Source organism: Acinetobacter sp. YH12058 (assembly GCF_013419805.1).
Lineage (GTDB): Bacteria > Pseudomonadota > Gammaproteobacteria > Pseudomonadales > Moraxellaceae > Acinetobacter > Acinetobacter towneri.
In genome coordinates this window covers 1-23,285 of record NZ_VOZL01000019.1, presented here as the reverse complement: position 1 = coordinate 23,285, position 23,285 = coordinate 1, and the positions used below count along the sequence as shown (strand labels likewise).

General features: G+C 39.4%; 24 protein-coding genes and 1 rRNA gene. 12 read left to right on the top strand and 13 right to left on the bottom strand.

Annotated features, from left to right (window positions below):
• Positions 1–20 precede the first annotated feature (20 nt).
• Positions 21–602: a hypothetical protein gene (locus FTU09_RS10885; RefSeq protein ID WP_004973810.1), complete on the bottom strand. Its 582-nt coding sequence runs from the start codon at positions 600–602 to the stop codon at positions 21–23.
• A 198-nt stretch (positions 603–800) separates the two neighbouring features.
• On the opposite strand from FTU09_RS10885, the gene FTU09_RS10880 reads away from it, so the two are divergent.
• The 4 genes from FTU09_RS10880 to FTU09_RS10865 all read left to right on the top strand — a co-directional run bounded on the left by FTU09_RS10880 (position 801) and on the right by FTU09_RS10865 (position 3,484).
• Positions 801–1,415: a LexA family transcriptional regulator gene (locus tag FTU09_RS10880; RefSeq protein ID WP_096902350.1), complete on the top strand. Its 615-nt coding sequence runs from the start codon at positions 801–803 to the stop codon at positions 1,413–1,415.
• Positions 1,416–1,457: 42 nt separating this feature from the next.
• A complete protein-coding gene (locus FTU09_RS10875) occupies positions 1,458–2,753 on the top strand; it encodes a Y-family DNA polymerase (RefSeq protein WP_180080300.1) in 1,296 nt (431 codons plus the stop codon).
• A 111-nt stretch (positions 2,754–2,864) separates the two neighbouring features.
• Positions 2,865–3,173, top strand: a complete 309-nt coding sequence (locus tag FTU09_RS10870; RefSeq protein ID WP_096902348.1) for a transcriptional regulator — start codon at positions 2,865–2,867, stop codon at positions 3,171–3,173.
• Complete coding sequence (locus FTU09_RS10865) at positions 3,170–3,484, top strand: DNA-binding transcriptional regulator (protein ID WP_004973819.1); 315 nt, start codon at positions 3,170–3,172, stop codon at positions 3,482–3,484. The genes FTU09_RS10870 and FTU09_RS10865 overlap by 4 nt, the downstream gene beginning before the upstream one ends.
• Before the next feature lie 180 nt (positions 3,485–3,664).
• Here the strand turns inward: FTU09_RS10865 and FTU09_RS10860 are convergent, their stop codons facing one another.
• A complete protein-coding gene (locus FTU09_RS10860; protein ID WP_179997505.1) occupies positions 3,665–5,872 on the bottom strand; it encodes an OsmC domain/YcaO domain-containing protein in 2,208 nt (735 codons plus the stop codon).
• Between the two features lie 294 nt (positions 5,873–6,166).
• On the opposite strand from FTU09_RS10860, the gene FTU09_RS10855 reads away from it, so the two are divergent.
• A complete protein-coding gene (locus FTU09_RS10855) occupies positions 6,167–6,514 on the top strand; it encodes a carboxymuconolactone decarboxylase family protein (RefSeq protein WP_004973824.1) in 348 nt (115 codons plus the stop codon).
• Positions 6,515–6,544: 30 nt separating this feature from the next.
• A complete protein-coding gene (locus tag FTU09_RS10850; RefSeq protein ID WP_180080297.1) occupies positions 6,545–7,174 on the top strand; it encodes a class I SAM-dependent methyltransferase in 630 nt (209 codons plus the stop codon).
• A 109-nt stretch (positions 7,175–7,283) separates the two neighbouring features.
• On the opposite strand, the gene dsbG is transcribed toward FTU09_RS10850, so the two are convergent.
• From dsbG to dsbD, 3 genes are read right to left on the bottom strand one after another with little or no spacing between them, the layout of a single operon-like run.
• The gene (gene dsbG / locus FTU09_RS10845; RefSeq protein WP_004973828.1) at positions 7,284–8,042 is read right to left on the bottom strand and encodes a thiol:disulfide interchange protein DsbG; all 759 of its coding nucleotides are present in this window, start codon (positions 8,040–8,042) and stop codon (positions 7,284–7,286) included.
• Positions 8,043–8,102: 60 nt separating this feature from the next.
• Positions 8,103–8,933 carry a TlpA disulfide reductase family protein gene (locus tag FTU09_RS10840; RefSeq protein WP_180080294.1) on the bottom strand — a complete coding sequence of 277 codons (831 nt, stop codon included), beginning with the start codon at positions 8,931–8,933 and terminating at the stop codon, positions 8,103–8,105.
• Positions 8,930–10,993 (bottom strand): protein-disulfide reductase DsbD, encoded by a 2,064-nt coding sequence (gene dsbD / locus FTU09_RS10835; protein ID WP_180080291.1) that lies wholly within the window; start codon positions 10,991–10,993, stop codon positions 8,930–8,932. Before dsbD ends, FTU09_RS10840 begins: the two co-directional genes overlap by 4 nt.
• A 170-nt stretch (positions 10,994–11,163) precedes the next feature.
• Here dsbD and FTU09_RS10830 point away from each other — a divergent pair, with 170 nt between their 5' ends.
• The 5 genes from FTU09_RS10830 to accC all read left to right on the top strand — a co-directional run bounded on the left by FTU09_RS10830 (position 11,164) and on the right by accC (position 16,482).
• Positions 11,164–11,832, top strand: coding sequence for a response regulator transcription factor (locus tag FTU09_RS10830; protein ID WP_096902342.1), 669 nt, complete (start codon positions 11,164–11,166; stop codon positions 11,830–11,832).
• Entirely contained in the window at positions 11,829–13,235 is a 1,407-nt protein-coding gene (locus tag FTU09_RS10825) for an ATP-binding protein (protein WP_104851943.1), read from the top strand. The genes FTU09_RS10830 and FTU09_RS10825 overlap by 4 nt, the downstream gene beginning before the upstream one ends.
• Before the next feature lie 967 nt (positions 13,236–14,202).
• Positions 14,203–14,658, top strand: a complete 456-nt coding sequence (gene aroQ / locus FTU09_RS10820) for a type II 3-dehydroquinate dehydratase (protein WP_179994446.1) — start codon at positions 14,203–14,205, stop codon at positions 14,656–14,658.
• Between the two features lie 16 nt (positions 14,659–14,674).
• Positions 14,675–15,097, top strand: coding sequence for an acetyl-CoA carboxylase biotin carboxyl carrier protein (accB, locus tag FTU09_RS10815; protein WP_004973838.1), 423 nt, complete (start codon positions 14,675–14,677; stop codon positions 15,095–15,097).
• Between the two features lie 17 nt (positions 15,098–15,114).
• The gene (gene accC / locus FTU09_RS10810; RefSeq protein WP_004973841.1) at positions 15,115–16,482 is read left to right on the top strand and encodes an acetyl-CoA carboxylase biotin carboxylase subunit; all 1,368 of its coding nucleotides are present in this window, start codon (positions 15,115–15,117) and stop codon (positions 16,480–16,482) included.
• Positions 16,483–16,688: 206 nt separating this feature from the next.
• On the opposite strand, the gene FTU09_RS10805 is transcribed toward accC, so the two are convergent.
• The 7 genes from FTU09_RS10805 to FTU09_RS10775 all read right to left on the bottom strand — a co-directional run bounded on the left by FTU09_RS10805 (position 16,689) and on the right by FTU09_RS10775 (position 22,154).
• Positions 16,689–17,450 carry an alpha/beta fold hydrolase gene (locus FTU09_RS10805; protein ID WP_180080288.1) on the bottom strand — a complete coding sequence of 254 codons (762 nt, stop codon included), beginning with the start codon at positions 17,448–17,450 and terminating at the stop codon, positions 16,689–16,691.
• A gap of 163 nt (positions 17,451–17,613) precedes the next feature.
• Positions 17,614–18,480 (bottom strand): MBL fold metallo-hydrolase, encoded by an 867-nt coding sequence (locus tag FTU09_RS10800; RefSeq protein ID WP_004973849.1) that lies wholly within the window; start codon positions 18,478–18,480, stop codon positions 17,614–17,616.
• Position 18,481: 1 nt separating this feature from the next.
• Positions 18,482–18,898: a DUF6691 family protein gene (locus FTU09_RS10795; RefSeq protein WP_004973852.1), complete on the bottom strand. Its 417-nt coding sequence runs from the start codon at positions 18,896–18,898 to the stop codon at positions 18,482–18,484.
• Positions 18,899–19,315, bottom strand: a complete 417-nt coding sequence (locus FTU09_RS10790; protein WP_004973854.1) for a YeeE/YedE family protein — start codon at positions 19,313–19,315, stop codon at positions 18,899–18,901.
• Between the two features lie 248 nt (positions 19,316–19,563).
• Positions 19,564–19,737, bottom strand: a complete 174-nt coding sequence (locus FTU09_RS10785) for a hypothetical protein (protein WP_004973856.1) — start codon at positions 19,735–19,737, stop codon at positions 19,564–19,566.
• Between the two features lie 239 nt (positions 19,738–19,976).
• Complete coding sequence (gene ybaK, locus FTU09_RS10780; protein WP_004973860.1) at positions 19,977–20,444, bottom strand: Cys-tRNA(Pro) deacylase; 468 nt, start codon at positions 20,442–20,444, stop codon at positions 19,977–19,979.
• 117 nt (positions 20,445–20,561) lie between these two features.
• The gene (locus tag FTU09_RS10775) at positions 20,562–22,154 is read right to left on the bottom strand and encodes a Na/Pi cotransporter family protein (RefSeq protein ID WP_180009033.1); all 1,593 of its coding nucleotides are present in this window, start codon (positions 22,152–22,154) and stop codon (positions 20,562–20,564) included.
• A 325-nt stretch (positions 22,155–22,479) separates the two neighbouring features.
• Between FTU09_RS10775 and FTU09_RS10770 the strand changes: the two genes are divergently transcribed.
• Positions 22,480–23,031, top strand: a complete 552-nt coding sequence (locus FTU09_RS10770) for a lytic transglycosylase domain-containing protein (RefSeq protein ID WP_180009043.1) — start codon at positions 22,480–22,482, stop codon at positions 23,029–23,031.
• Positions 23,032–23,188: 157 nt separating this feature from the next.
• Here FTU09_RS10770 and rrf read toward each other — a convergent pair.
• Positions 23,189–23,285, bottom strand: a 5S ribosomal RNA gene (rrf, locus tag FTU09_RS10765); the annotation flags it as partial.

Sequence of the window (23,285 nt, the reverse complement as noted above, 5' to 3'; positions counted from 1 at the left end):
TTTAGATGAATATTATCTATTTAATTAACTGTTTTGGCTTGTCGTAAACGTAAATTGACTTCATCTACAATCTGATCTAAACCCGTGTCATAAGCGGCTTCACTCACAAAAGACACCATATTTTGCGTAACTTGCGGTAAATTGTAATCTGCATACCATGACAATGAATTCACTTCTATTTCACGTTCACCCTGCAAAATCACGAATCTTTTTTGCATCCAAGCCTGCAAATTTTCACCCGTATAGGCATCATAAAAAATAATATCGGTCAGATAAAAATCTTTCATCATGTAGGAGTAAGCCACGCTATTTTCTTCTGGCTCATAATTAAAAAAAGGTGTGGTGGTCAGATGAAACTCAACCAGAAAATGACGTTTTAAACGATGATTTTGATATTCCGCTTTGACTTTAATCGGGCAACTGATTTGCGCAAAATCAATTTCATGTTCAGTATTTTGCTTAAAATATTCAGCCAAAGACCAGACCTGATGTTTAATGAAATCCTGCATTAAAAACTCAGGTTCAAGTTGTGAATTGATTAATCCCAACAGTAAAGATTCAACTTCTTCTTTCGTTAAATAAATGTCTTCAACAATATGCATGCCAATCTCTAAATATGCTGCTGCGATAGAAAAATCCTAACGGAAAGGCTTGTGTTTGTATAGCTATGCAATCGTAGAGTGTGATCTATATCTAGCAATCAATTATCCACGTAGATTGAATCTTAATCATGTTTTCAGCTATGCTATCAACACATCAAATTTCACTTCAAACACGCCTCGTTGCGTAGGAGTAATCTCATGTCTAAGAAGTTACCTATTTACTTCTCTGACGCTGCTTGGGCGTCATTACAAAAAATCATGGGCAGCGATGGTAAACCCAGCCCTAGCCTGAATGCCCTGCTTGAACAAATTGAATTGCTGAATCAGCATGATTTTCAAGCGCTTGCTAAAAGAAAAACGCTGCATCTTCCCGTAACAATAGAATCCATTCCTGCAGGTTTTCCTTCGCCTGCTCAAGACTATATTGATAAAAATATTGATCTGAATGAATATCTCATTTCCAATGAAAATGCGACCTTTTTAAATGTGGTACGCACCACCTCTATGGTGAATGCTGGGCTTGAATACGGCGATATTGTACTGGTAGATCGCAGCAAAGAAGCCAAACACCGCAGTATTGTGGTCGCATTAATTGACCAAAAAGACCTGACTATTAAACGCCTGATGATTACAGCCAAAATGTCCAAAAGTGAATTGGCCGAACATTTTGGTGAAGACTATGACCCTGCCACTTTGCCTGAAGCTTGGCTTAAAGCAGAAAGTCCCGACTACGACAGCATTTACCTGAAAGATGGGCAAACTTTTGAAGTGTTTGCCGTGGTCACGTGGAATTTAAAAAACCTGATGGTTTAAACCCACAATAACGCATAAAAAAGTCAAATAAGCAGAATATACATGAAACCTTTAAAGCAAATTTTTGCGCTCATTGACATCAATAATTGTTATGTGAGCTGTGAGCGGCTGTTTCAACCACATTTGAATCATCGTCCTGTAGTAGTGCTCTCCAATAACGATGGTTGCGTGGTATCACGTTCCGAGGAAGCCAAACAACTTGGCATTAAAATGGCTGTGCCCTTTTACCAAGTTCAAGAATTGATTCAACAACACGATGTTGCTGTCTTTTCAAGTAATTATGCGCTCTATGCAGAAATGTCCAGACGTTTTAATAATATTATTCAAGAATTTGTCAGTGCCAAAGATGTTGAAATTTATTCGATTGATGAAACTTTTATTGAGTTGAGTTCATATTCTCAGCGCGATTTAAACGCACTTGCACAGGAAATTAAAACAACCTTGTGGAAATGGCTGGCTCTTCCTGTTTGTGTTGGTATTGGTCAAAGTAAAACTGAAGCCAAACTAGCCAATCATCTTGCTAAGCGAAACCGCTATTTCAACGGCGTATGTAATTTACTGGATATGGATTTATGCAGCAAAGAAGCCTTGTTTCAACACATTGATGCCGCTGAAGTCTGGGGTGTGGGACGCAAAAACGCTAAAAAATTACAATCATTGGGTATCCGTTCTGTATTTGATCTAGCAACAAGCAATCCAGACCAAATGGAGCGCCAATTTTCTATTTTGATGAAAAAAACCATTCTTGAACTCACAGGTACAGCATGTATTGAACTGGAGCACAATACCGTAAGTAAGCAGCAAATCATCAGCTCACGTTCTTTTGGGCAGCGTGTAACAGATATTCATGCGCTTTCAGAAGCTTTGAGCGATTATTTACAATCTGCTGTGCAAAGGCTCAGAGCTGAAAAAAGTTTATGTGGTTGTATGATCATATTTGCGCAATCTAACCGTTTTGATCCGCGCCAAGTTTTTTACAATCAATCGGTCACTATTGCTTTCAATGAGCCAACAGATTCTGCTTTGCTCATGAACAAAGCCATGATGAAGCATGTGACAACGCTATTTCAGGAAGGGATTGCCTTTAAAAAATGTGGTGTGATTTTAACGGGACTTGAACCCAAACAAAGCTATATTCACGACCTGCTTACAGATACTGACGCCATTGAAAAACAGGAACAATTACAGCAAGTGTTGGATACCGTGAAAAATAAATTTGGTGTGCAAAAACTCGCCATTGGAGCATGTAAATTGCAAGATCGAACTTGGGCGATGCAGCGCAGCCATTTAAGCCCGAATTATTTTAGCTGGGAAGGTTTATTGGCGCTTGGTGATTAGCAGTTATTTGATTGGGCTAAAAAAGCTCACAATATGAGACCTAATTTAATGCTTAAAAGTACTACAAAGTAGTATACAATTAAACACTACAAAGTAGTATAAAGGTGTTTGATGTATACCATCTGTGAGACTACTTTTTTTACCAATGAATATCCCTACTATTGGACTGAAGAACAATACAATGACTTTAAAATTTTCATTGCCGAGAACCCTACAGCAGGAGATGTAGAACCTGGTACTGGCGGCGTTCGTAAAATTCGATGGGGTGGAAAGAGTAAAGGTAAACAAGGTGGTGTTCGTGTAATTTATTACAACCGTTTAGCAAATGGCGAAATTTGGTTATTGACCTTATATAGTAAAGACACAATTACCCAACTTGAGAAAAAGACACTTAGACAATTAGCGGAGTTACTGAAATGAGTCGTTTATTAAGTGACAAAGAATTGGAAGCTCGAGAAGCAAAACGAGACTTAAATGTTGAATTATTAGAAGGCGTTAAACAAATGCTTGCTAATAACGCAGCAAGAAAAACTGTGATCAATGAAACAGATGTTGCTTTAGCACGAAGAAAGTCTGAACTCACTCAAGATCAATTTGCTAAAATTTTAGGTATCTCTAAACGTACATTGGAATCTTGGGAGCAAGGTGTTAGAAGACCTTCAGGAGCAGCTCAATCACTGATTAAATTGTTTATTTTAGATCCTCAATTTGTTCGTGACCATCTCGCTTAAATGAAATAGCCCTCAACAACGAGGGTTATTATTTTGCCTTTCCTATAGCAACAGCAAATCTTAGATAGCATTTGAAATGCAACACCATGTTGTTGCCATAATACCTGACTCGGACTTTTAAAGCCGAGTCTTTTTCTTGGACGGTGATTCAAATCAGAACAGCGTTCTACTTCTGCAAGATTAGTCTTTATTCAGCCCAACAAACTTGGCACGTGCTTTATGCAGTTTTTTGTAGCTGTCGATTAAACGTAAATGACGATCTAAACCTTCAAGCTGCATATTGGTTTCGGTTAGACCATAGAAACGTACTGTGCCTTCAACAGAACCCATGACTGCATCCATACGTTCATTGCCAAACATACGGCGGAAATTGACAGCATAATCGGCAATATCCATTTCATCATCTAAAATAACTTCAAGCACGACATTCATACATTGATAGAACAAGCCACGTTCTACGGTATTGGTGTTGTATTGTAAGAATGCTTCGACTAAATCTTTAGCTTCTTCAAACTGTTCTAATGCCAAATAAATCAACAATTTTAATTCGAGGATGGTGAGCTGCCCCCAAACGGTATTGTCATCAAATTCAATGCCAATTAAGGTTTTGATTTCGGTATAGTCATCTAGCTCACATTCTTCCAAACGCTCAACTAAAGCTTCAAGTTGCTCATCATCCAAACGGTGCAGATTTAAAATGTCTTCACGGTACAGCAAAGCTTTATTGGTATTATCCCAAATCAGGTCTTCTACCAAATACACTTCTGAATAATCAGGGACTAAAATTCGGCAAGCAATCGCACCTAAATGTTCATAAATCGCCATATAAGATTCTTTGCCCATTTCTTCTAAAATCGCAAATAAAGCCTCAGCTTCTTCGACATTGCTATATTGACCATTGTTGGTGAAATCCCACTCTACAAATTCATGGTCTGCCTGCGCACTAAAGAAACGCCAAGACACCACACCACTAGAATCAATAAAGTGTTCAACATAGTTATTCGGCTCAGTTACCGCATTCGTGCTAAAGGTCGGCTGTGGTAAATCATTTAAACCTTCAAAACTACGCCCTTGCAATAGTTCAGTTAAGCTGCGCTCTAAAGCGACTTTAAAGTTTGGATGTGCACCAAACGAAGCAAAAACACCGCCTGTACGCGGGTTCATTAAGGTCACACACATGACAGGGAATTGACCGCCTAAAGACGCATCTTTCACCAATACTGGGAAACCTTGTTCTTCTAAAGCCTGAATACCTGCCACAATACTTGGATATTTTGCCAAAACTTCTTGTGGTACATCAGGCAGGCTCATTTCTTCCTGAATAATTTCACGCTTCACTGCACGTTCAAAAATTTCAGATAAACACTGCACTTGAGCTTCTGCAAGCGTGTTACCTGCACTCATCCCGTTACTTAAATATAAGTTTTCAATTAAATTTGATGGGAAATATACCGTTTCACCATCGGATTGACGCACAAATGGCAATGAACAAATACCACGTTCAGTATTGCCTGAGTTGGTGTCATATAAATGTGTGCCCAGCAACTCATCTTCAGGATCATAAATTTCTAAGCAATATTCATCTAAAATTTCTTTAGGCAATTCACCATTTGGGCCAGGCTTAAACCATTTTTCATTTGGATAATGCACAAATTCGGCATTGGCAATCTCTTCACCCCAGAACTGATCGTTATAGAAGAAGTTACAGTTCAAACGTTCAATGAATTCACCCAAAGCAGATGCTAATGCACTTTCTTTGGTTGCGCCTTTACCATTGGTAAAACACATTGGCGATTGCGCATCACGAATATGTAATGACCAGACATTTGGCACGATATTACGCCATGAGGCAATCTCAATTTTCATGCCCAAACCTGCCAAAATACCCGACATATTGGCAATAGTTTCTTCAAGCGGTAAATCTTTACCAGCAATAAAAGTCGCTTGAGATGAAGTCAAGTTCGGCATCAGCAAAGCTTGTGCATCGGCATCAATGCTTTCGACTTGCTCAATCACAAACTCAGGGCCTGTTTGCACGACTTTCTTTACGGTACAACGGTCAATAGAACGTAAAATCCCCTGACGGTCTTTTTCAGAAATATCTGCAGGCAATTCCACCTGAATTTTAAAAATCTGTTTATAACGGTTTTCAGGATCGACAATATTGTTTTGAGATAAGCGGATATTATCGGTTGGAATATCACGTGATTGGCAATAAACCTTCACGAAATACGCAGCACACAATGCAGATGACGCAAGGAAATAATCAAATGGGCCTGGCGCAGAACCATCGCCTTTATAACGGATGGGCTGATCGGCAATGACGGTAAAATCGTCAAATTTAGCTTCAAGACGCAAGTTGTCTAAATAATTGACTTTAATTTCCATGCAGACACCTATTGTATGTGCCTACTCAGACACAAAATTATAAAATATTGATTTATAAGCCGAATCAAGAGGGAGAATAAGACTTAAAAAATGAGGTTTGAAGTCATCGCAACTATTTAACAGCGACTCCAGAATATGCGGCAACATTATAAAGTGATTTGGGTGAATTGATAATGCTATAAATACAGATTTACTGAATTTAAGCAAAGTTGCTAATTAATATATGCAAACATAATATATTTAAATGTATGGTATATTGTCTTTAGGTTCTAATCTGCTTGATGGTGAAACAACATGAAATATACCGAACTCACTGCTGAAATTTCGTCTAATATCAAATCCATTAAAGAACAATCTCCCGATTTACTTAAAAGCTTTAATGCCCTATCACAAGTTGCGATGAAAGACGGCGTAATTGATGCCAAAACCAAAGAGTTTATTGCGCTTGCAATTGGTGTGGCACAACGCTGTGATGGTTGTATCGGTTTTCACGTCAGAACTTTGGTCAAAATGGGCATGACTTTTGAAGAATTGAATGAAATTTTAGGTATTGCTGTTTATATGGGCGGTGGCCCATCACTCATGTATGCCGCAAACGCCGTGGCAGCATTTAAAGAGTTTTCTCCATCTACAGCCGAATAACAGCATCAAATTATTTACCGAGTCGAAACTATGTTAAATATCCATAATGAATGGGATGAACGCTACAGCCAACATGACCATATTTATGGTGAACAAGCCAATGCGTTCATTCAGGACATTACGCAAAAACTGTCTATTCACGGCAAAATTTTGGGCTTGGCCGAAGGTGAAGGTCGTAACTTGTTATATTTGGCCGCTTTGGCACAAGCCAATGGGCAAGCATTTGAAGCAGATTTGTGGGACTACTCGCAAGTTGCTTTAGATAAGGCCCAAGGCTATGCACAGCAACGTGGTTTAAGTCTAAATACACGAAAGCAAGATTTAAGTCAGGTGAATTGGCCAGCGAATCAATATGACAACGTGATTTGCGTATTTGGTCACTTTAACCCTGAAACACAGCAAAAAGTGTTAAATGGCGTGCGCGAAACTTTGGTCAACGGCGGTTTATTTGTTGGTGAGCTGTATTCTACTCGTCAGCTAGAATATAAAACGGGCGGCCCACGTGCAGTAGAAATGCTGTACGATCCTATCGAGTTTTTAAGCCATTTTAAACACGATCATCTGATTCATTTCTTTGTGGGCGATGTAGAACGCTCAGAAGGCAAACTGCATCAGGGCAAATCCCACGTCATTCAATTTGCGATTCGTATTCAGAAATAAAAGACTGAATCTTTTACATCAAAAAGCTTGCTCCAATGCAATTAGAGCAAGCTTTTTTGCGCTTTAGATTTGAATATTCAGTTAGATATTTGCTCGGAAATTTTTAAAATCACTCAAACACATCTTTCATAGATTTTGGCATTCCTTGTACCGACTGTAATTCGCCCTGTTTATTTTTCCAAAGCACAACAGGTGTGGCAAAGAACTCGTATTTATCCATCAGTGCCTGATTCTGTTCTAAGGTTTTTTCTACATGTACAGGCACAGTTTTTTGCTCGATCAGCTTTTTTTGTCCGTATTGACGATGGAACGCATTAAAGGTCTGCTGTGGGTTTTTCGCCATTAATAAAGTCGCGGCCTGCCCTTTGCTTTCAGGTCGGATCACCGCCACAATAATATGTCTTAACTGAACTTTGCCAGATTCTACCCACGGACGTGCCTGCTTCCAAAAGGTATGGCAATACGGACAATTCGGGTCTGAAAACACGTAGACAATTTTTTCAGCACTGGTTTGCCCATCCTGAATCCAAGTAGCGTGTTCCAGACTTTGCCACACATCTTCAAGTACCGACTTTTTCACATAACGGTCTAAAGCATCGACGGTTAAATTATTGCCTTGTGCATCAAACAAAGTGCCTACAATATAGTATTTCTGATCATTGGAAATAAACACTGTCGCAGGACTTTGTTCAATATGCCCTGCCCAACCTGTCATTTGTGCAGGTGCTTGAATTTGTTGCACAAACTTAAAACCTTCTTTTTCAATGTGCTGTTTGAGGTTGTCCTGTGCTTGCAGCATACTCACACTACTGGCAAGACTCATACCTATCGCCAGTTTCAGCATGTTATTTTTGATGTTTGATGTCATATTGATTGTCCTTAATTTTGGCTTCACGGCGGGTTTTCTTTCAAATCGTTAAGAGCGCGTTTATGGATTCGCTTGTATTTTTTTCAGATAATGCTGCAGCATCGGCTTGGTCAATTCACCCATGTGATGATCGACCAATTCTCCTTGTGCATTAAAAAACAAAGTACTTGGCAAACCGAACATATTGAAGTGTTGTCCTAAACGAGCTGCAGGGTCTAATAACACGTGTTCAAACTGAAATCGATGTTTCTGTAAATAGGCTTGAATCTCTGCTGCAAATTCGCCTTGATTGGCAAATACAAAATTGACCTCAGGGAAATCTTGCTGTGCTTGTTGCATAACAGGCATTTCACGATGACAAACTGGACAACAAGTCGCCCAGAGATTAATCACCGTGGGCTGCCCTGAAAATTGAGCTAAATCTTGAGGTTGTTGCGCTAGGTTGTGCAATACTAGATTGGGATAGGCATGCTGCGTCTGCAAAGGTTGGATAAGACTCCAACCTACAACTTGTACTGTAATAAAGAGCGCAACTGCCCATGCCAGAACAACACGTTGAATAGCGCGATTTTTCCAGACAAACCACGCCACACCTGCCATAACTGCGGCAATCAGATGAAAGCCTTTGTCCTGAATTTTTAAAATATCAATCGGGTTGGCAAAGTACAGCTCATAATGCTGCAACACAAAAACTGCCCGCCCAACTAAAGCACCAATCCACAGCGCATTCCATAATGCATCCTGATAACCTGTCCAAGTCTGTGCATTCCATGTATAACGACGCTGAAAAAATTTACCCATTGCAAAGACGACAATCAGTCCTAGCAATAAAAACACCAATGGCCATGGAATCATCAACATGCCTAACTGCAAGACTGCGGATTGAATCATGGCGCAGCCTCTTGCAGTTGATGAATATTTTGAATCAATTGCGCTGCGTTATAAGCACCTGTTAGACGCAATTCACGTTGTTCCCGTTGTGGATCTGCCAAAAATAACAACGTTGGCGGCCCTAAAATCTGCCATTTTTTCAATAAGGCATCTTGTGAAGGATGCTGTTCGGTTAAGTCGAGTTTAATCCGCACCACATGCTTTAAAGCATCTTGCACATCGGTACGAGGAATCACATCACGCTCAATCGGCTGACACGCCACACACCAATCGGCATAGACATCAATCACAATCTTTTGATGAGCATGTGCGGACAAAGCTGCATTCAACTCTTGTTCTGTGCGTACTTTGATCCATGGCTGTAATTGGTCTGCTTGTACCTGCGCATTGACACTGGCAATACTCTGATTGACATGCCAAATTCCACTACTGGCGATTACTGCCGCCAAAGCCAATAACGAAAAACGCTGTGGACGATGTAACACGTGGCGCAAAATTGCAATTAAATATGCAGCGAAGGCAAATAACACCACAGCAAAAGCAACATAGTACCAAGTCACAGAAAATAGCGGACGAGCAAAATACAAAGCCATTGCCAACATGATAAAACCAAAGCTAAATTTTAGCCGTTCCATCCACAAACCTGGCTTTGGCAAATATTTCGCGCCAAACACGCTGGCAATAAGTAAAGGAATTCCCATACCTAAACCGAGCAGGAACAAATATAAACCACCCAATGCTGCTTGATCCAAATGTGAGACGTACAGCAATGCTCCCGCTAAAGGCGCACTCATACATGGCCCGACAATCAGTGCAGAAATCACCCCCATAACGCCCGCACCCAATAAAGTACCGCCTTTTTGATATTGCTGAATACGATCTAAACGCTGTAACACTGCTTGTGGTAATGAGAACTGATACAGTCCAAACAGGTTTAAAGCAAAGAGCACAAACAACATAGCAAAAACTGCAATCACTACGGGATTTTGGAACCAACGCTGTACGCTATAACCAATGTGTGACGCAACAACGCCCATCAAGCCATAGACTAGCGCCATACTGACGATAAAGGTGATCGCAATTGCTGCCGCTTTATAGCCTGTATTGCGCTGCACCAAAATGCCAGAAAGAATTGGAATCAGCGGCAATGAACACGGTAAAAAAGCCAGTAATACCCCAAAACCTAAAAAGATAAACGCATTCAGTAACAACCCTTGCCCAGACAATAAATTCAGGAAAAATTGATCATTGTTCCATTGCTGATTCAGACTCGTACTACTGGCTGTTTCCGTATTGCTTGAATTGGCTGATGCAGCGAATGTATTGTCTGTCAATGCCGTATCTGTATTTTCAATCTCTAAGGAATTTGCTAAATCAACGTTTTCTACTGATTCAGGGGTAAGTTTAGGATCAGCTTGTGTTACAGCAACCGCATTTTCAGCAAGCTGTGCTTTGTTTTCTAGCGTTTGCTGTTCAAGTTTGAGTTCTTTTGTCGTTACAGTATTTGCAGTTGTCGTAACTTGTTTTTGTGTACTAGAACCATTGGCTTGATGCTTATCTGCATCATTTAAGTTAGTGTTTAAAGCAGCCTGATTATTCTGATTGAGTTGCTGAAGTAAATTACCTTTGCCCGCACTTAAATTATGCTGTGGCAATAAACCATCGGCATCGGTTTGAATCATTTTACGCTGTACGGGATAACACAAACCATCTTCAGCGCAGCCTTGCCAAGTAATTTGATATTGCTGATTAGGCTTCACCTGAATCTGTGTTGTCACTTGCCCATAATGCACACGTGTCAGCCCGAAAGTCGGATCATCTTTTTCCTGCCCTGCAGGCAATTTAAAAGCAAGCGGCTTTTGAGCCTGACTGACTTTGAATTGATCGTGATATAAATAGTAATGCGGTGCGACATCCCATTTCAGTTCAACCGTTTGTTCAGACAATGACGTCGCCTGAAACTTAAAAGCTTGATCGGACGCTAAAAATTCATTGGCAGCATTGACCCACACCGCACACAGACTCAACACAAAATAAGCAATGACGCGAATAAAAATCATGTATTTATACTAAAAATTAAAAAACTGACTGTATTATCGGTAAGTGTAGATTAAGAGAACATTAATAAAGATTTTTCTTTGTAAACTTGAGCATTGTAGGTGCCTAATCTAAATTTGTGGCGTGATCGAGATGTGTCATATATTGGGCTGACTGTGGTATAGGAGCAAATATGTTCGTCGTTTTGGTGGAAGATGATCCTTATATTGCCCAAAGTATTGTGGCAGCACTCGAATTTTTAAGTATTTCAGTCGAACACGTGAATAACGCGCGCAATGCCGATTACTTCATACGTCATAGTGCGGTAGATCTGTGCCTGCTCGATTTAGGTCTGCCTGACCAAGATGGTTTACAGTTACTCGAAAACTGGCGTAAAGATGCCATTCATATTCCAGTATTGGTATTAACCGCGCGGAATCATACTCAAGACTGCGTACAGGCGCTCAACTTAGGAGCAGATGACTACCTAACTAAACCTTTTGAATTAAATGAACTGATTGCCCGTGTATATGCATTAAGCCGCCGTCATCGTGGTTATTCATCGAACCAACTGCAAAGTGGTCAGTTACACATGAACCTCGATACACAAGAAGTCAGTTGGCATTCACAAAACATTCAGCTTTCACGCCGTGAATATAGCCTATTGGAAACCTTTTTACGGCATCCGAACCAAATCTTAAAAAATGAAGAACTGATAGATAAAGTGTATGGCTTTCAAGACAGTATCGAAAGCAATGCCTTAAATGTGCATATCTACCATTTACGGCATAAAATCCACCCCGATTTTATTCAAACGGTGCGTGGTGTCGGCTACATCTTTAAACCTGAGCTGCTGACATGAAAAACTACAGTCTGAAATGGCGTTTGGTATCGACCATCAGCTGTGCATTTATTTTGCTGTGGGTGATTGTCTTTGCATGGCTCTACCATGACTTGGAACAACGCTTACAAAATACGCTGGATGAACGACTTTCTACCTCAGCCCGTATGGTCGCCCGCCTGATTCAGCAACTGCCCCTAGAACAACTCACAGAAAGTTTGCATGCCGAATCAGAAAATGCCTTGCTACATAGTTTAATTGCTTGTGAAGTCTCTATTTTCCGTGCCGATGTTTCATTACCACAGCATGTGATTGCACGCACTCAAGGCGCACCGAAAAATTTAAAAAACCAACAAGTCGGTTTCAGCACATGGACAGAAAATGGACTGCAATGGCGTAGTTATGTACTGCGTGAAGGTGAAGTTCAGGTGGTGGTGGCTGAAAAAATTCAGTTACGGCAAAACCTACTTAAACAAATTTTACAGTCGGTACTGATTCCTTTACTGCTTACTTTGATTATTTGTATTTTGCTAATTTTGTGGATTATCCGTCTGGAGTTTTTACCGCTCGATCACATCACCCGCCACTTAATTCAGAAAAAACAATCTTTAGATGAAGCTTCTCGTTATTTAATTGAACTGAGATCACAAAAAATTCCTAAAGAAATTCAGCCTTTTGTCGATAACTTATTGATGCTGATTGAACGCCTACATAAAAGTCTGGAACACGAAAAAAACTTTAGTGCATTTGCTGCGCATGAACTGCGCACGCCGTTAACGGCTATTAAAACGCATGTGCAACTGAGCCAATTGATGTTGAATCAAACCGCATCTGCCCAAGATACAGCCAAAGTCATCGACAATTTAAAACACGCAGAACGCAGCATCCAACGTTATCAACAACTTTTGGAACAACTGTTATTGCTCAGTCAAACTGAAGCAGGTATTCAAGCGGCACATAGCCATGCAGATATGCGTAGCGTATTAGAAACAGTCTTGTCGGAACTGACTGTGGAATATCCCAATTTATCAGCGAAATTACAGATTGATTGGGCGAGTTTGGTAGCACAACACATTAATATTCCAGCGCCTGCGTTGCACATGGTACTGAAAAACTTGATTCAAAATGCTTATTTGCATGCAGAGGATGCGCCAAACATTCAAATTTATATGCAAGACCTGCAATTGATCATTGCAGACCAAGGCAAAAGCCTGAATGAAGATGATTTTACCATTCTGACTCAGCGTTTTTGGCGTAAATCTGCGCATAAACAAGGCTATGGCTTAGGTCTAACTCTAGTCAAAGTATTATTAGAGCAATATGGCTACCTACTTCAATTTCAGGCTAACCAACCGCAAGGTTTAAAAGTGATTGTCAGTTTTGATGCAGCACCTTCTGCAACAGAGAAACAACAGACGGATTAAGCTTTTCTGAGCTTTAACAGCAAATAAAGCAAGATTCAGAACAAGATCACTTAACTTTTGCCAATACCGAACATATTGCTCTACTTTACGATAACGCCATTTTTAAGGTGATTTTTGAAATAAAAGGTCAATGCGTTCTAAAATTTTATCTATGATGTAGATGCTGCGGGCTATTGAGTAGAAGAACATTGGCTAGAAAAAAATTGCTGAAACTTTCATCACCGTTTTTTTGTTCGATACCACGTCATATTTTTAAATGAGGTAGATATCCGTGCAGATCGTGCATGTGCTTGGTCTTGTGATCAATCTACAACTTAATTAAAGTGTACATAAAACCAACAGCACCCCACTCAAAATATAATACGCAGCGTAGGAGCATCTATTCCAGACTAAAATATAGATAAATATATCAATCAAAGCATTCCATTTAAGCTCATGTTTTATTTAAATAAAGTTGAATTTTTAAAATATCTTATTATCGAAATGATCTTTCTATCGAATCCATAACCACTTGAACGATGATCACAAAACGTATTAGATGATCCACTGCAGTTTGTGTGGTCATCTACTTTGAATGAACTGAAAAAATGGAATCGCCATTTTTTATAAACAGCAACGAAATATCATGCTATAAAGAAATGCGATATTGATGTTGGTTGTTTTCTGGCTTTGACATTCCGAATCAAACCAGTTCAAGTCACTCGCTTGATCAGTCGTTACAGAAAACAAATGAATAGATTTGGTCAGTTGTTTTAGAATATAAAAATCAGCAAAAAAAACTAAAAATGTAATTTTTTAACATTGCGAATTCCCTGCAAAGTTTTCATTATAGAGCCTCATTTTGGCACACGCTTTCTACGTCAAATTAAACAAATTACAAAAAAAATGTGGAATTTTATGCCATAATTAGCAAACTTTGCAGACATCTTGCAAAGTATTATTGCAATTATTTATTGGAGCAAGCGGAATGATTTCGACCATTTTGGTTATTCATGGACCGAATCTAAATTTGCTAGGAAAGCGTGAACCCGAAGTTTATGGTTACCTCACTCTTGAGGATATAAATCAACAGCTCATTTCACAAGCGCAAAAAGCATCAATTTCTATAGATACTTTCCAAAGTAATTGGGAAGGCGCAATTGTAGACCGAATTCATCAAGCCGCGTTAGATGGCACACAATATATCATTATTAACCCTGCTGCATTAACGCATACCTCTGTTGCGGTACGTGATGCCTTGTTAGGGGTCGCTATTCCATTTCTTGAAGTCCATTTGTCGAATGTGCATGCACGTGAGGCGTTTAGACATCATTCATATTTATCAGACAAAGCCATTGGTGTGATTTGCGGTTTAGGCGCAAAAGGCTATGCCGCAGCACTCGACTTTGTTCTTGAAAAAATTCAACCTACTACACAATCTTAAACTAGGAATACTGTCCATGGATATTCGTAAAATCAAGAAACTCATCGACTTGATGATTGAATCTGACTTACAAGCGATTGAAGTTAAAGAAGGCGATCAGTCGATTGCATTAACTCGTCGCAGTCCAGTAGTAGCGGCAGCAGTTCCTGCAATGCCTGCACCTTCTGCAGAAGTACCATCTGCACCTAAATCTTCACCACGTGGTGCTGTTGAAACTTCTCCAATGGTTGGCGTGTTCTATGCAGCACCAAGCCCAGGTGAAGCACCATTTATTAAAGTGGGTCAAACTGTTTCTGCTGGTGAAACGCTTGGCATTATCGAAGCAATGAAAATCATGAACCCAATTGAAGCAACTCAAAGTGGCGTGATTGAAGAAATTCTAGTTAAAAATGGCGAAGTGATTCAATTTGGTCAACCACTCTTCCGCTACCGCGCTTAAGACCTCGGGGATTCACAATGTTGCAAAAAGTTTTAATTGCAAACCGTGGTGAGATTGCCCTGCGCATCACCCGAGCTTGCAAAACTTTAGGGATCAAAACCGTGGGTATCTATTCAGATGCCGATAAAGACCTGATGCACTTACGCTTTTGTGATGAAGCCGTGTGTATTGGTCCGGGTGCGAGCAGTGAAAGTTACCTGAATATTCCTGCAATTATTACTGCAGCAGAAATTACAGGTGCAGATGCCATTCACCCTGGTTATGGTTTCCTTGCTGAAAATGCCGAATTTGCTGAAATTGTAGAAAGTTCAGGTTTCATTTTCATTGGTCCACGCCCTGAGCATATTCGCTTAATGGGTAACAAAGTTTCTGCAATTACTGCAATGCGTAAAGCTGGCGTACCAACTGTACCAGGTTCAGCACACGCCGTTACACCGCACAATGCTTTAGCTGAAGCCAAAGAAATTGGTTTCCCGCTCATTGTAAAAGCTGCTGCTGGTGGTGGTGGTCGTGGTATGCGTATTGTAGAGCGCGTAGACACCTTGCTTGAATCAGTTCAAGCAGCTCAACGTGATGCAGAAATGTGGTTTGGTGATGACACGGTCTATATGGAGCGTTTCTTACAAAAGCCACGCCACGTAGAAGTACAAGTATTGGCTGATGGTAATGGTCACGCGATTCACCTTTATGACCGCGACTGTTCATTACAACGCCGTCACCAAAAAGTGCTTGAAGAAGCGCCAGCACCTAACTTACCAGAACAAGCACGTGCCGATATTTTAGAAGCGTGTGTTAATGCATGTAAGTTAATGCAATACCGTGGTGCAGGTACTTTCGAATTCTTATTTGAAGATGACGAATACTTCTTCATTGAAATGAATACCCGTGTTCAAGTTGAGCACCCTGTAACTGAAATGGTGACAGGCATTGACATCATTGAACAACAATTGCGTATTGCTGCAGGTCTAGGTTTAGACATTGAGCAAGATCAGGTTGAAATTCGTGGTCACGCAATCGAATGTCGTATTAACGCAGAAGACCCAACCACCTTCGTACCTTCACCGGGTAAAATTGAACACTTCTATGCCCCAGGTGGTGCAGGTGTTCGTGTAGATTCACACATCTACGAAGGTTATAGCATTCCGCCGTATTACGACTCAATGATTGCTAAACTGATTGTGCATGGTAAAGATCGTGAAACCAGTATTGCGCGTATGCGTCAAGCCTTGGATGAAACTATCTTAACAGGAATTAAAACCAACATTCCTTTGCACAAAGACTTAATTCTGCAAGATAAAAACTTCTGCAAACAAGCAATGGATATTCACTATCTTGAAAAGCATTTGCTAAAGCAACTTGCAGGCAATGAAGAAGAAAAAGCATAAGCAATTTAAGGTTGCTTAAGTTTAAAATGAAGAGCTGATGATTCAACATCAGCTCTTTTTTATTGTTGAGAATAAAAGCTAAACCGTTCATCTATGCAGATCAGTGTGAAGAAAAAAACAATACTCCAAATGAAGTATTGGTTTAAAATTGACTTAAAAACTGAGATCATTTTAGATCATCGAATGATGCAAAATACTAGACAAGATTAATCTAAAAACTCAGTCATGAATGCCAATACCTCTGCTGTTTTTTCGGCATGCAACCAATGCCCTGCATGAGCGACTGTTTCAACTTTTGCGTGAGGAAACTGTGCTTGAATAGCGGCATAATGCTCAGGCGCTTCAATGTAAGGCGAATTACCACCACGAATAAACAAAGTATCTACATTACTCTGCACCGTCTGCCATGACAAAATTTCGGCATAATGTTCATGTAGCGCATTTAAGTTAAATAACCATTGCCCTTTGCTAAATGACTTCATCAAAAATTGCACAACCATTTCTTCTTGAAGATGCTCACGCATAATTTCCATTGCCGCTTGGCGACTTTCAACTTGTGCATCTTGCACAGCAAACAAGGCTGTAAAAATTTGATCGTGACGATTTTCAGGATAAGCAAAAGGACAAATATCCAATAAAACCAATTGCTGTAAACGCCCAGCAGCCAGAGGAGCTAAAGTCATTGCAACCTTACCGCCCATTGAATGCCCAACCATAGAAAACTGTTTGATATTCAAGCTGTTCAACGTTTCTAAAACATCTTGTGCCATTGCTGCATAATTCATGTCATCACAATGCGCAGACTTACCATGATTGCGCACATCTAATTGAATTACGGTGCGCTGTTCTTGAAATGCACGTGCGAGCATGCCTAAATTACTCAAACTACCAAATAAACCATGAATAAAAACCAAAGGTGGCAATGTAGATTCAGGCTGATTTTGCGTGATTTGATAATTTAACAACATAAAATAGACTCTAAACTTGAATTCAAATGATTGATCTATTTAATGAGTTTTGAGTTTATAAATCAAATTTTATATGTGCTTTTTACGGTGAAACTTATAATATTGCTTAGGCTATTTGTGTGAGCCTAAGCAATAACATACAAGATGAACTTTTCTTAAAATTTTATTTAAAATAATTCAAAGGCAACTTTAAATAACGAATGCCGTTGGCCTCAGGTTGTGGGAACTTACCTGCGTCCATATTGATTTGAATTGATGGCAGAATCAATTTAGGCATCGTTAAAGTAGCATCACGCTGAGTTCTCATCTCAATAAATTCAGCTTTGCTTACCCCTGTATGAATATGAATATTCTGCTCTTTTTGAGTTTTGAGCAGTGTTTCATGTTCATATTGTTCACGTGATTCTGGTAGATAATCATGGCATAAGAACACTCGTGTTTCTTCAGGCAATGCGTATAGCGTTTGCACAGAATCGTACAACTGCCCTGCACTGCCTTTCGGGAAATCACAACGTGCCGTACCATAATCAGGCATAAACAAAGTATCACCTACAAATACAGCATCACCGATCACATAGCTTAAACAAGCAGGCGTATGCCCCGGTGTAGGGATGTTATAGGCTTGTAATTCACCAATCGTAAAAGTTTCATGATCGTCAAACAGATAATCAAATGATTGATGTGAATTGAAATACTTGATATCCAAGTTATAGATAGCACTAAATGTTTCTTGCACAATCGAAATTTTATGGCTCATGGCAATTTTACCACCCAACTGCTCTTTTAAATATTGAGAAGCTGTCAGGTGATCGGCATGCACATGCGTTTCTAAAATCCATTCAACCGTTAATTCATTTTTTTGGATGTAAGCAATGATTTCATCGGCATGAATTGTTGAAGTAGTCGCAGATGCAGGGTCATAATCCAACACGCTGTCAATAATGGCACATTGACGCGTTACAGGATCACTTACCACATAACTGAATGTATTAGTATTTTCATCAAAAAAATGCTGAATATCTGCGTGCATCTTATGCTCCTGCAACCTTACGATGAATGAGAATCCCCACCAACATTGCAACAATGAAATAGATTGCTTGATAATAACCTAAACCAATCAAGGTTAGACTTGGCGCTGGACAAATTCCTGCAACGCCCCAACCGATACCAAAAATAAAACTACCTGTGATCAGTTTAGAGTCAATTTGAGTTTGTTTAGGCAAATCAATTGGTTCATTTAAAATGGTTTTTGGTTCAGCTTGGCGCATAATTCTTTGGAATGGAATAAAGGCAACCGCAATTGCACCCATCATAACAAATGCCAGACTTGCATCCCATGTACCGAAAAGATCGAGGAAGTTTAAAACTTTTTCAGGATTCGACATACCAGAAAGAATCAATCCAGCTGAAAAAATACCACCGAAAACAAAGGCTAAGAAATTTTTCATTTAGAATGCTCCTGTGATATGGCGGATAACATAAACGGTAATAAAGCCAGCTAACATAAAGGTAGCTGTTGCTGCAATGGAGCGCTTAGATAAACGACTCATGCCACAAATACCATGTCCACTGGTACAACCCGAACCCAAACGAGTACCGAAACCAACCAACAATCCCGCCACAATCATCATCAATGGGCTTGCATTCAATTCAACTTTAGGTTGAGCCACGATGCCATAGAAAAAAGGCACAATGAAAATACCTAACACAAACCACAATGCAGGCGTTTTGAACAGCGTTTGCGGATTTAATACTTGAGCCAGTAAACCACTAATGCCTGCAATACGACCATGAACATATAAATAGCCCACGACTGCAAGACCAAGCAATCCACCACCGATTAATGCCAGCAGATAATCATGCATTTTGAACACCCAAAACAATATATGTTTTTATAATATATTATTGTAACTATTATTCAACTATTCTCTTGTAAGTTTTGTAAACTTCATCTGACTATTCGTCTATGTTTGCGATGTGAGAGAGATTTCGCAAGTTTTTGGCTGATATTAAGTCATAAGGCAGAAAATTTAGTCATTCTAAATGACTGCCTCATAACGTAATAAAGATATATCAAAATAGACAGCAACGACAAAAGTTGAGGGCATTAGACTCATTTGTGAGCAAGCGCAATAAGTTCTTTTTTATGCCGACGAATTACACGTTTAGCAGCATCTAACATAATGCGATTGGTAGTCTCATCATCACCAAAGTCAATAGGTTTAGCTGGACACATTGGACGAGCTTTTCGATCTTCGATTGTGTAGTCTTTAAGACGCTTACCCATACTGCACCTCTCAGAATTTCTTAACTTTCACTAATATAACATAAAATTTAGTTTGTTAAAAAATCATCAATACGAGTTTTTAATTACCCTATTTATTGCTTAAAGATAACTTTTTTTGTTATTAAATGGTCGCTTGGAACAAGAATCACTGAGATGAAACGAATAGGAATAGTTGCTACATTCATACAAGAACAAGCATCTGTGTGCTTTGGACTCAAAACAATATAAAGTTCAACATATCATGCATCTACAATATCTACAAAATTAGCATTTAAAACTTTTGCCAAATCGCTTGGTGTTAAACCAATATCTAATCCCCGCTTCCCTCCACTCACATACATAGTTGCAAGCTGTTGAGCGGATGCATCAATCACTGTTTTCAGTTGTTTCTTCTGCCCAATTGGACTAATGCCCCCAACCAAATAACCTGTCAAACGCTCAGCATCTTTAGGATCAGCCATGTGTACTTTTTTACACTGAAAAGCAGCCGCAACTTTTTTAAGATTTAATTGGTAATGGACAGGTAAAATCGCCACAAAATAATGCTTATCATCACTGACCAATAAAGTTTTAAATACTTCTGTGACATCTAAGCCTAACTTCTCCGCAGCTTCTAAACCAAAACTTTTAGCATTATGATCATGTTCATATTCATGCATAGAAAATTGAATTTTCTTGGCTTTTAAAAGTTTAGCTGCTGGAGTCATTGAAAAAATACTGTAAAAAACGATGCTCAAATTATACGCTTGATTGAGATTAAAAGTGAATTCGCTTAGGCCATTTTTAAATATAAAAGTAACTATCGAAAAAATAGCCTAAAATCATCAACTCGGTTTACGCGAATTTTCAACCAACACGTTAGCTAAGCGTTGTGCATGCGCAATCACGCGGTCCAACCAGCGTTGTGCCGCCAACAACTCTAAACCTGTCGCAGCATTGAGCTGATTCACAGCAGTATATTGCAACACTTTTTCACGGTTTTCGGCACGTTGATCTTCTGTCCATTTTTTCAAATTAGATAATTCCGTATTTAGACTTAGCACGTGTTTATGCACATCAAAATCATCCATTTCCTTTAGATGTTCATCAAGAATTTGTACAAAATCTAAGCCAACTTGATAAATTGCAGGTTGCGTGCGTATTTCTTTTGCTAAAGTAATATTTTCCAAATCACTTCGTAAAACACGTAAATACACCATCAAACGAAGCATCGCCATTAAACGCTGTTGATCGGCTTCATTTTCTGAAATCGACATTTCTTCCAAATAGCGTTGGACTTGAATGAGTACTTCATCTAGCTGTAATAAACGTACTTTTGAAGGTAATCTTCCCTCTTGGATAGCCAGTTTCAGCATCACCAAAACGTCATACAAACTATGGTAAATCACCTTTGATGCAGCATGAATAGCCAAGGCGGGCACAGATAAACTCGCTTGATCGAGATAACATAAAACCGATTGAGTTTGATCTGGGATAATTTTCATAATCAGTTTTTCGAACTGACGGATAAAAGGCAAAATAATCAAAGTACCAGAAATACTGAATGCTGTATGAAATGCAGCAACAATCACCACATTGTCCCATGTTGCCATAAGACGTTGATTTTGTGTTAGCTCAAGAAATAACGGTTTTAAAATAATAAAAGCAAAAATGGCTGAAATGATGTTAAAAATCACATGAACCGCTGCAGTACGTTTGGCATTTGCAGTTGAACCAATTGCAGCAATAATGGCTGTCGCCACCGTACCAATATTCTGTCCAATCACCAAACCTAAAGCCTGTTGCAAATCAATCGCACCACTGGCCAATGCTGCTAAGGTCGCGGTAATTGCAGCACTTGAAGATTGCAACAGAATGGTCATGATAATACCGACCAAAACCAAACTGAGTTGGGCAATCAAAGATCTACTTGAAAATACTGATAAATCGACACGTTCAGCAAAACCTGACATGGCAACTTGCAACATATCAATGCCAAGGAAAATCAGACTAAAACCTGCCAATGTCATTCCAAATAATGCAACTCGCCCCTGACTAAATAATTTGAGCATTGCACCCAAACCCAGCAAAGGTAATGCAAAACTGGTGATGGAAAATTTAACACCTAAAAATGCCACCATCCAACCCGTACTGGTTGTGCCAATATTCGCGCCAATAATGACACCAATTGCCTGAGCAAAAGTAAGAATACCCGCACTGACAAAACCAATTGTGGCTAAAGTTGTTGCCATAGAAGACTGTACAATTAAAGTTAAACCGATGCCTGAAAGCACAGCTTTAATGGGTGAACCTGTGAACTTAGACAACCAAATACGCAAGGTTTCCCCTGCCATATCTTTTAAGCTGTCCGTCATCATGGTCATACCAATCAAAAATAGGCCAATACCACCACATAATTGTACAAAGACTTCTAACACACTTACTCCCTGTGCAATAAGCAATTTTCAAAGTGCTAAAAAGCCGATATTGTACGTACTTTTATCTTAAAATTGCAGTTTATTTGTTCTATTCCAATAGTTTATATTAAATAAAAAACTTGTCATCAATTTGACATATTATTAAAACCTAAGGATAGATCAGACTCCATTGGTTTATCCAATCATTCGATAAAACAAAACGAAACCTCTGTATTATGCTGACACGATACAATTCAAATCTTCAGTTCACTTGACTGAACCAATCGCTCACCTCAAAATCAGTATATATACTCACATACGCCAAAATGACAGATATAGTTTTAATATGATTTTTAATGCATTTAGAAAATATCCATCTATAAAAATATTCAGTATTGGTTGTACTGTTTTAACGTTAGCAGCCTGCTCTCCACTAGGAGGTGGCTCTCTTGCAAAACGCTCAGCTAAACTTTCTACAGGGATCCAAAAGGCTTATGCTGTGCATCCTAATACAGCAAATCGTGTAGCACCAATCATTGTACAAAGTGCAGAACAACATAATGTTGATCCTCTGCTTGTCGCTGCAGTTATTAGACAAGAATCGAATTATCGTGCCTATGCTGTTTCACCTTCAGGTGCAGTTGGGTTCACACAAATTATTCCACGTTATTGGCAGCAGACTTGTCCTGGCGATTTATTCCATGAACATACCAATATCAACTGTGGTACATTTATTTTAAATCATTATAAAAATCAGTCGGGTAAATGGCCTAAAGCTTTGGCCTATTACAATGTGGGACCTACTGGCTACAATAGTAATCGAAAAATGAAAAAGCAAGGTAAACGCTACGCGAAACAAGTAAAACAGCACCAAAAAAACTTAAAAGATGCACTTTAATTTTGACTTACTAGCTTAATAAAGTAGCCAATACCCGTTGAATTAAAGCCATCCTCAGATGGTTTTATTTTCCTTTCTCTTTCTACTTTTCTTCTTAATATTTTCTTTCCCACATAAAAAACACCCTCAACGCTAGTTGAGGGTGTTTAGAATAATGAGCTGGCGATGACTTACTCTCACATGGGTAACCCCACACTACCATCAGCGCGAAGAGGTTTCACTTCTGAGTTCGGGAAGGGATCAGGTGGTTCACT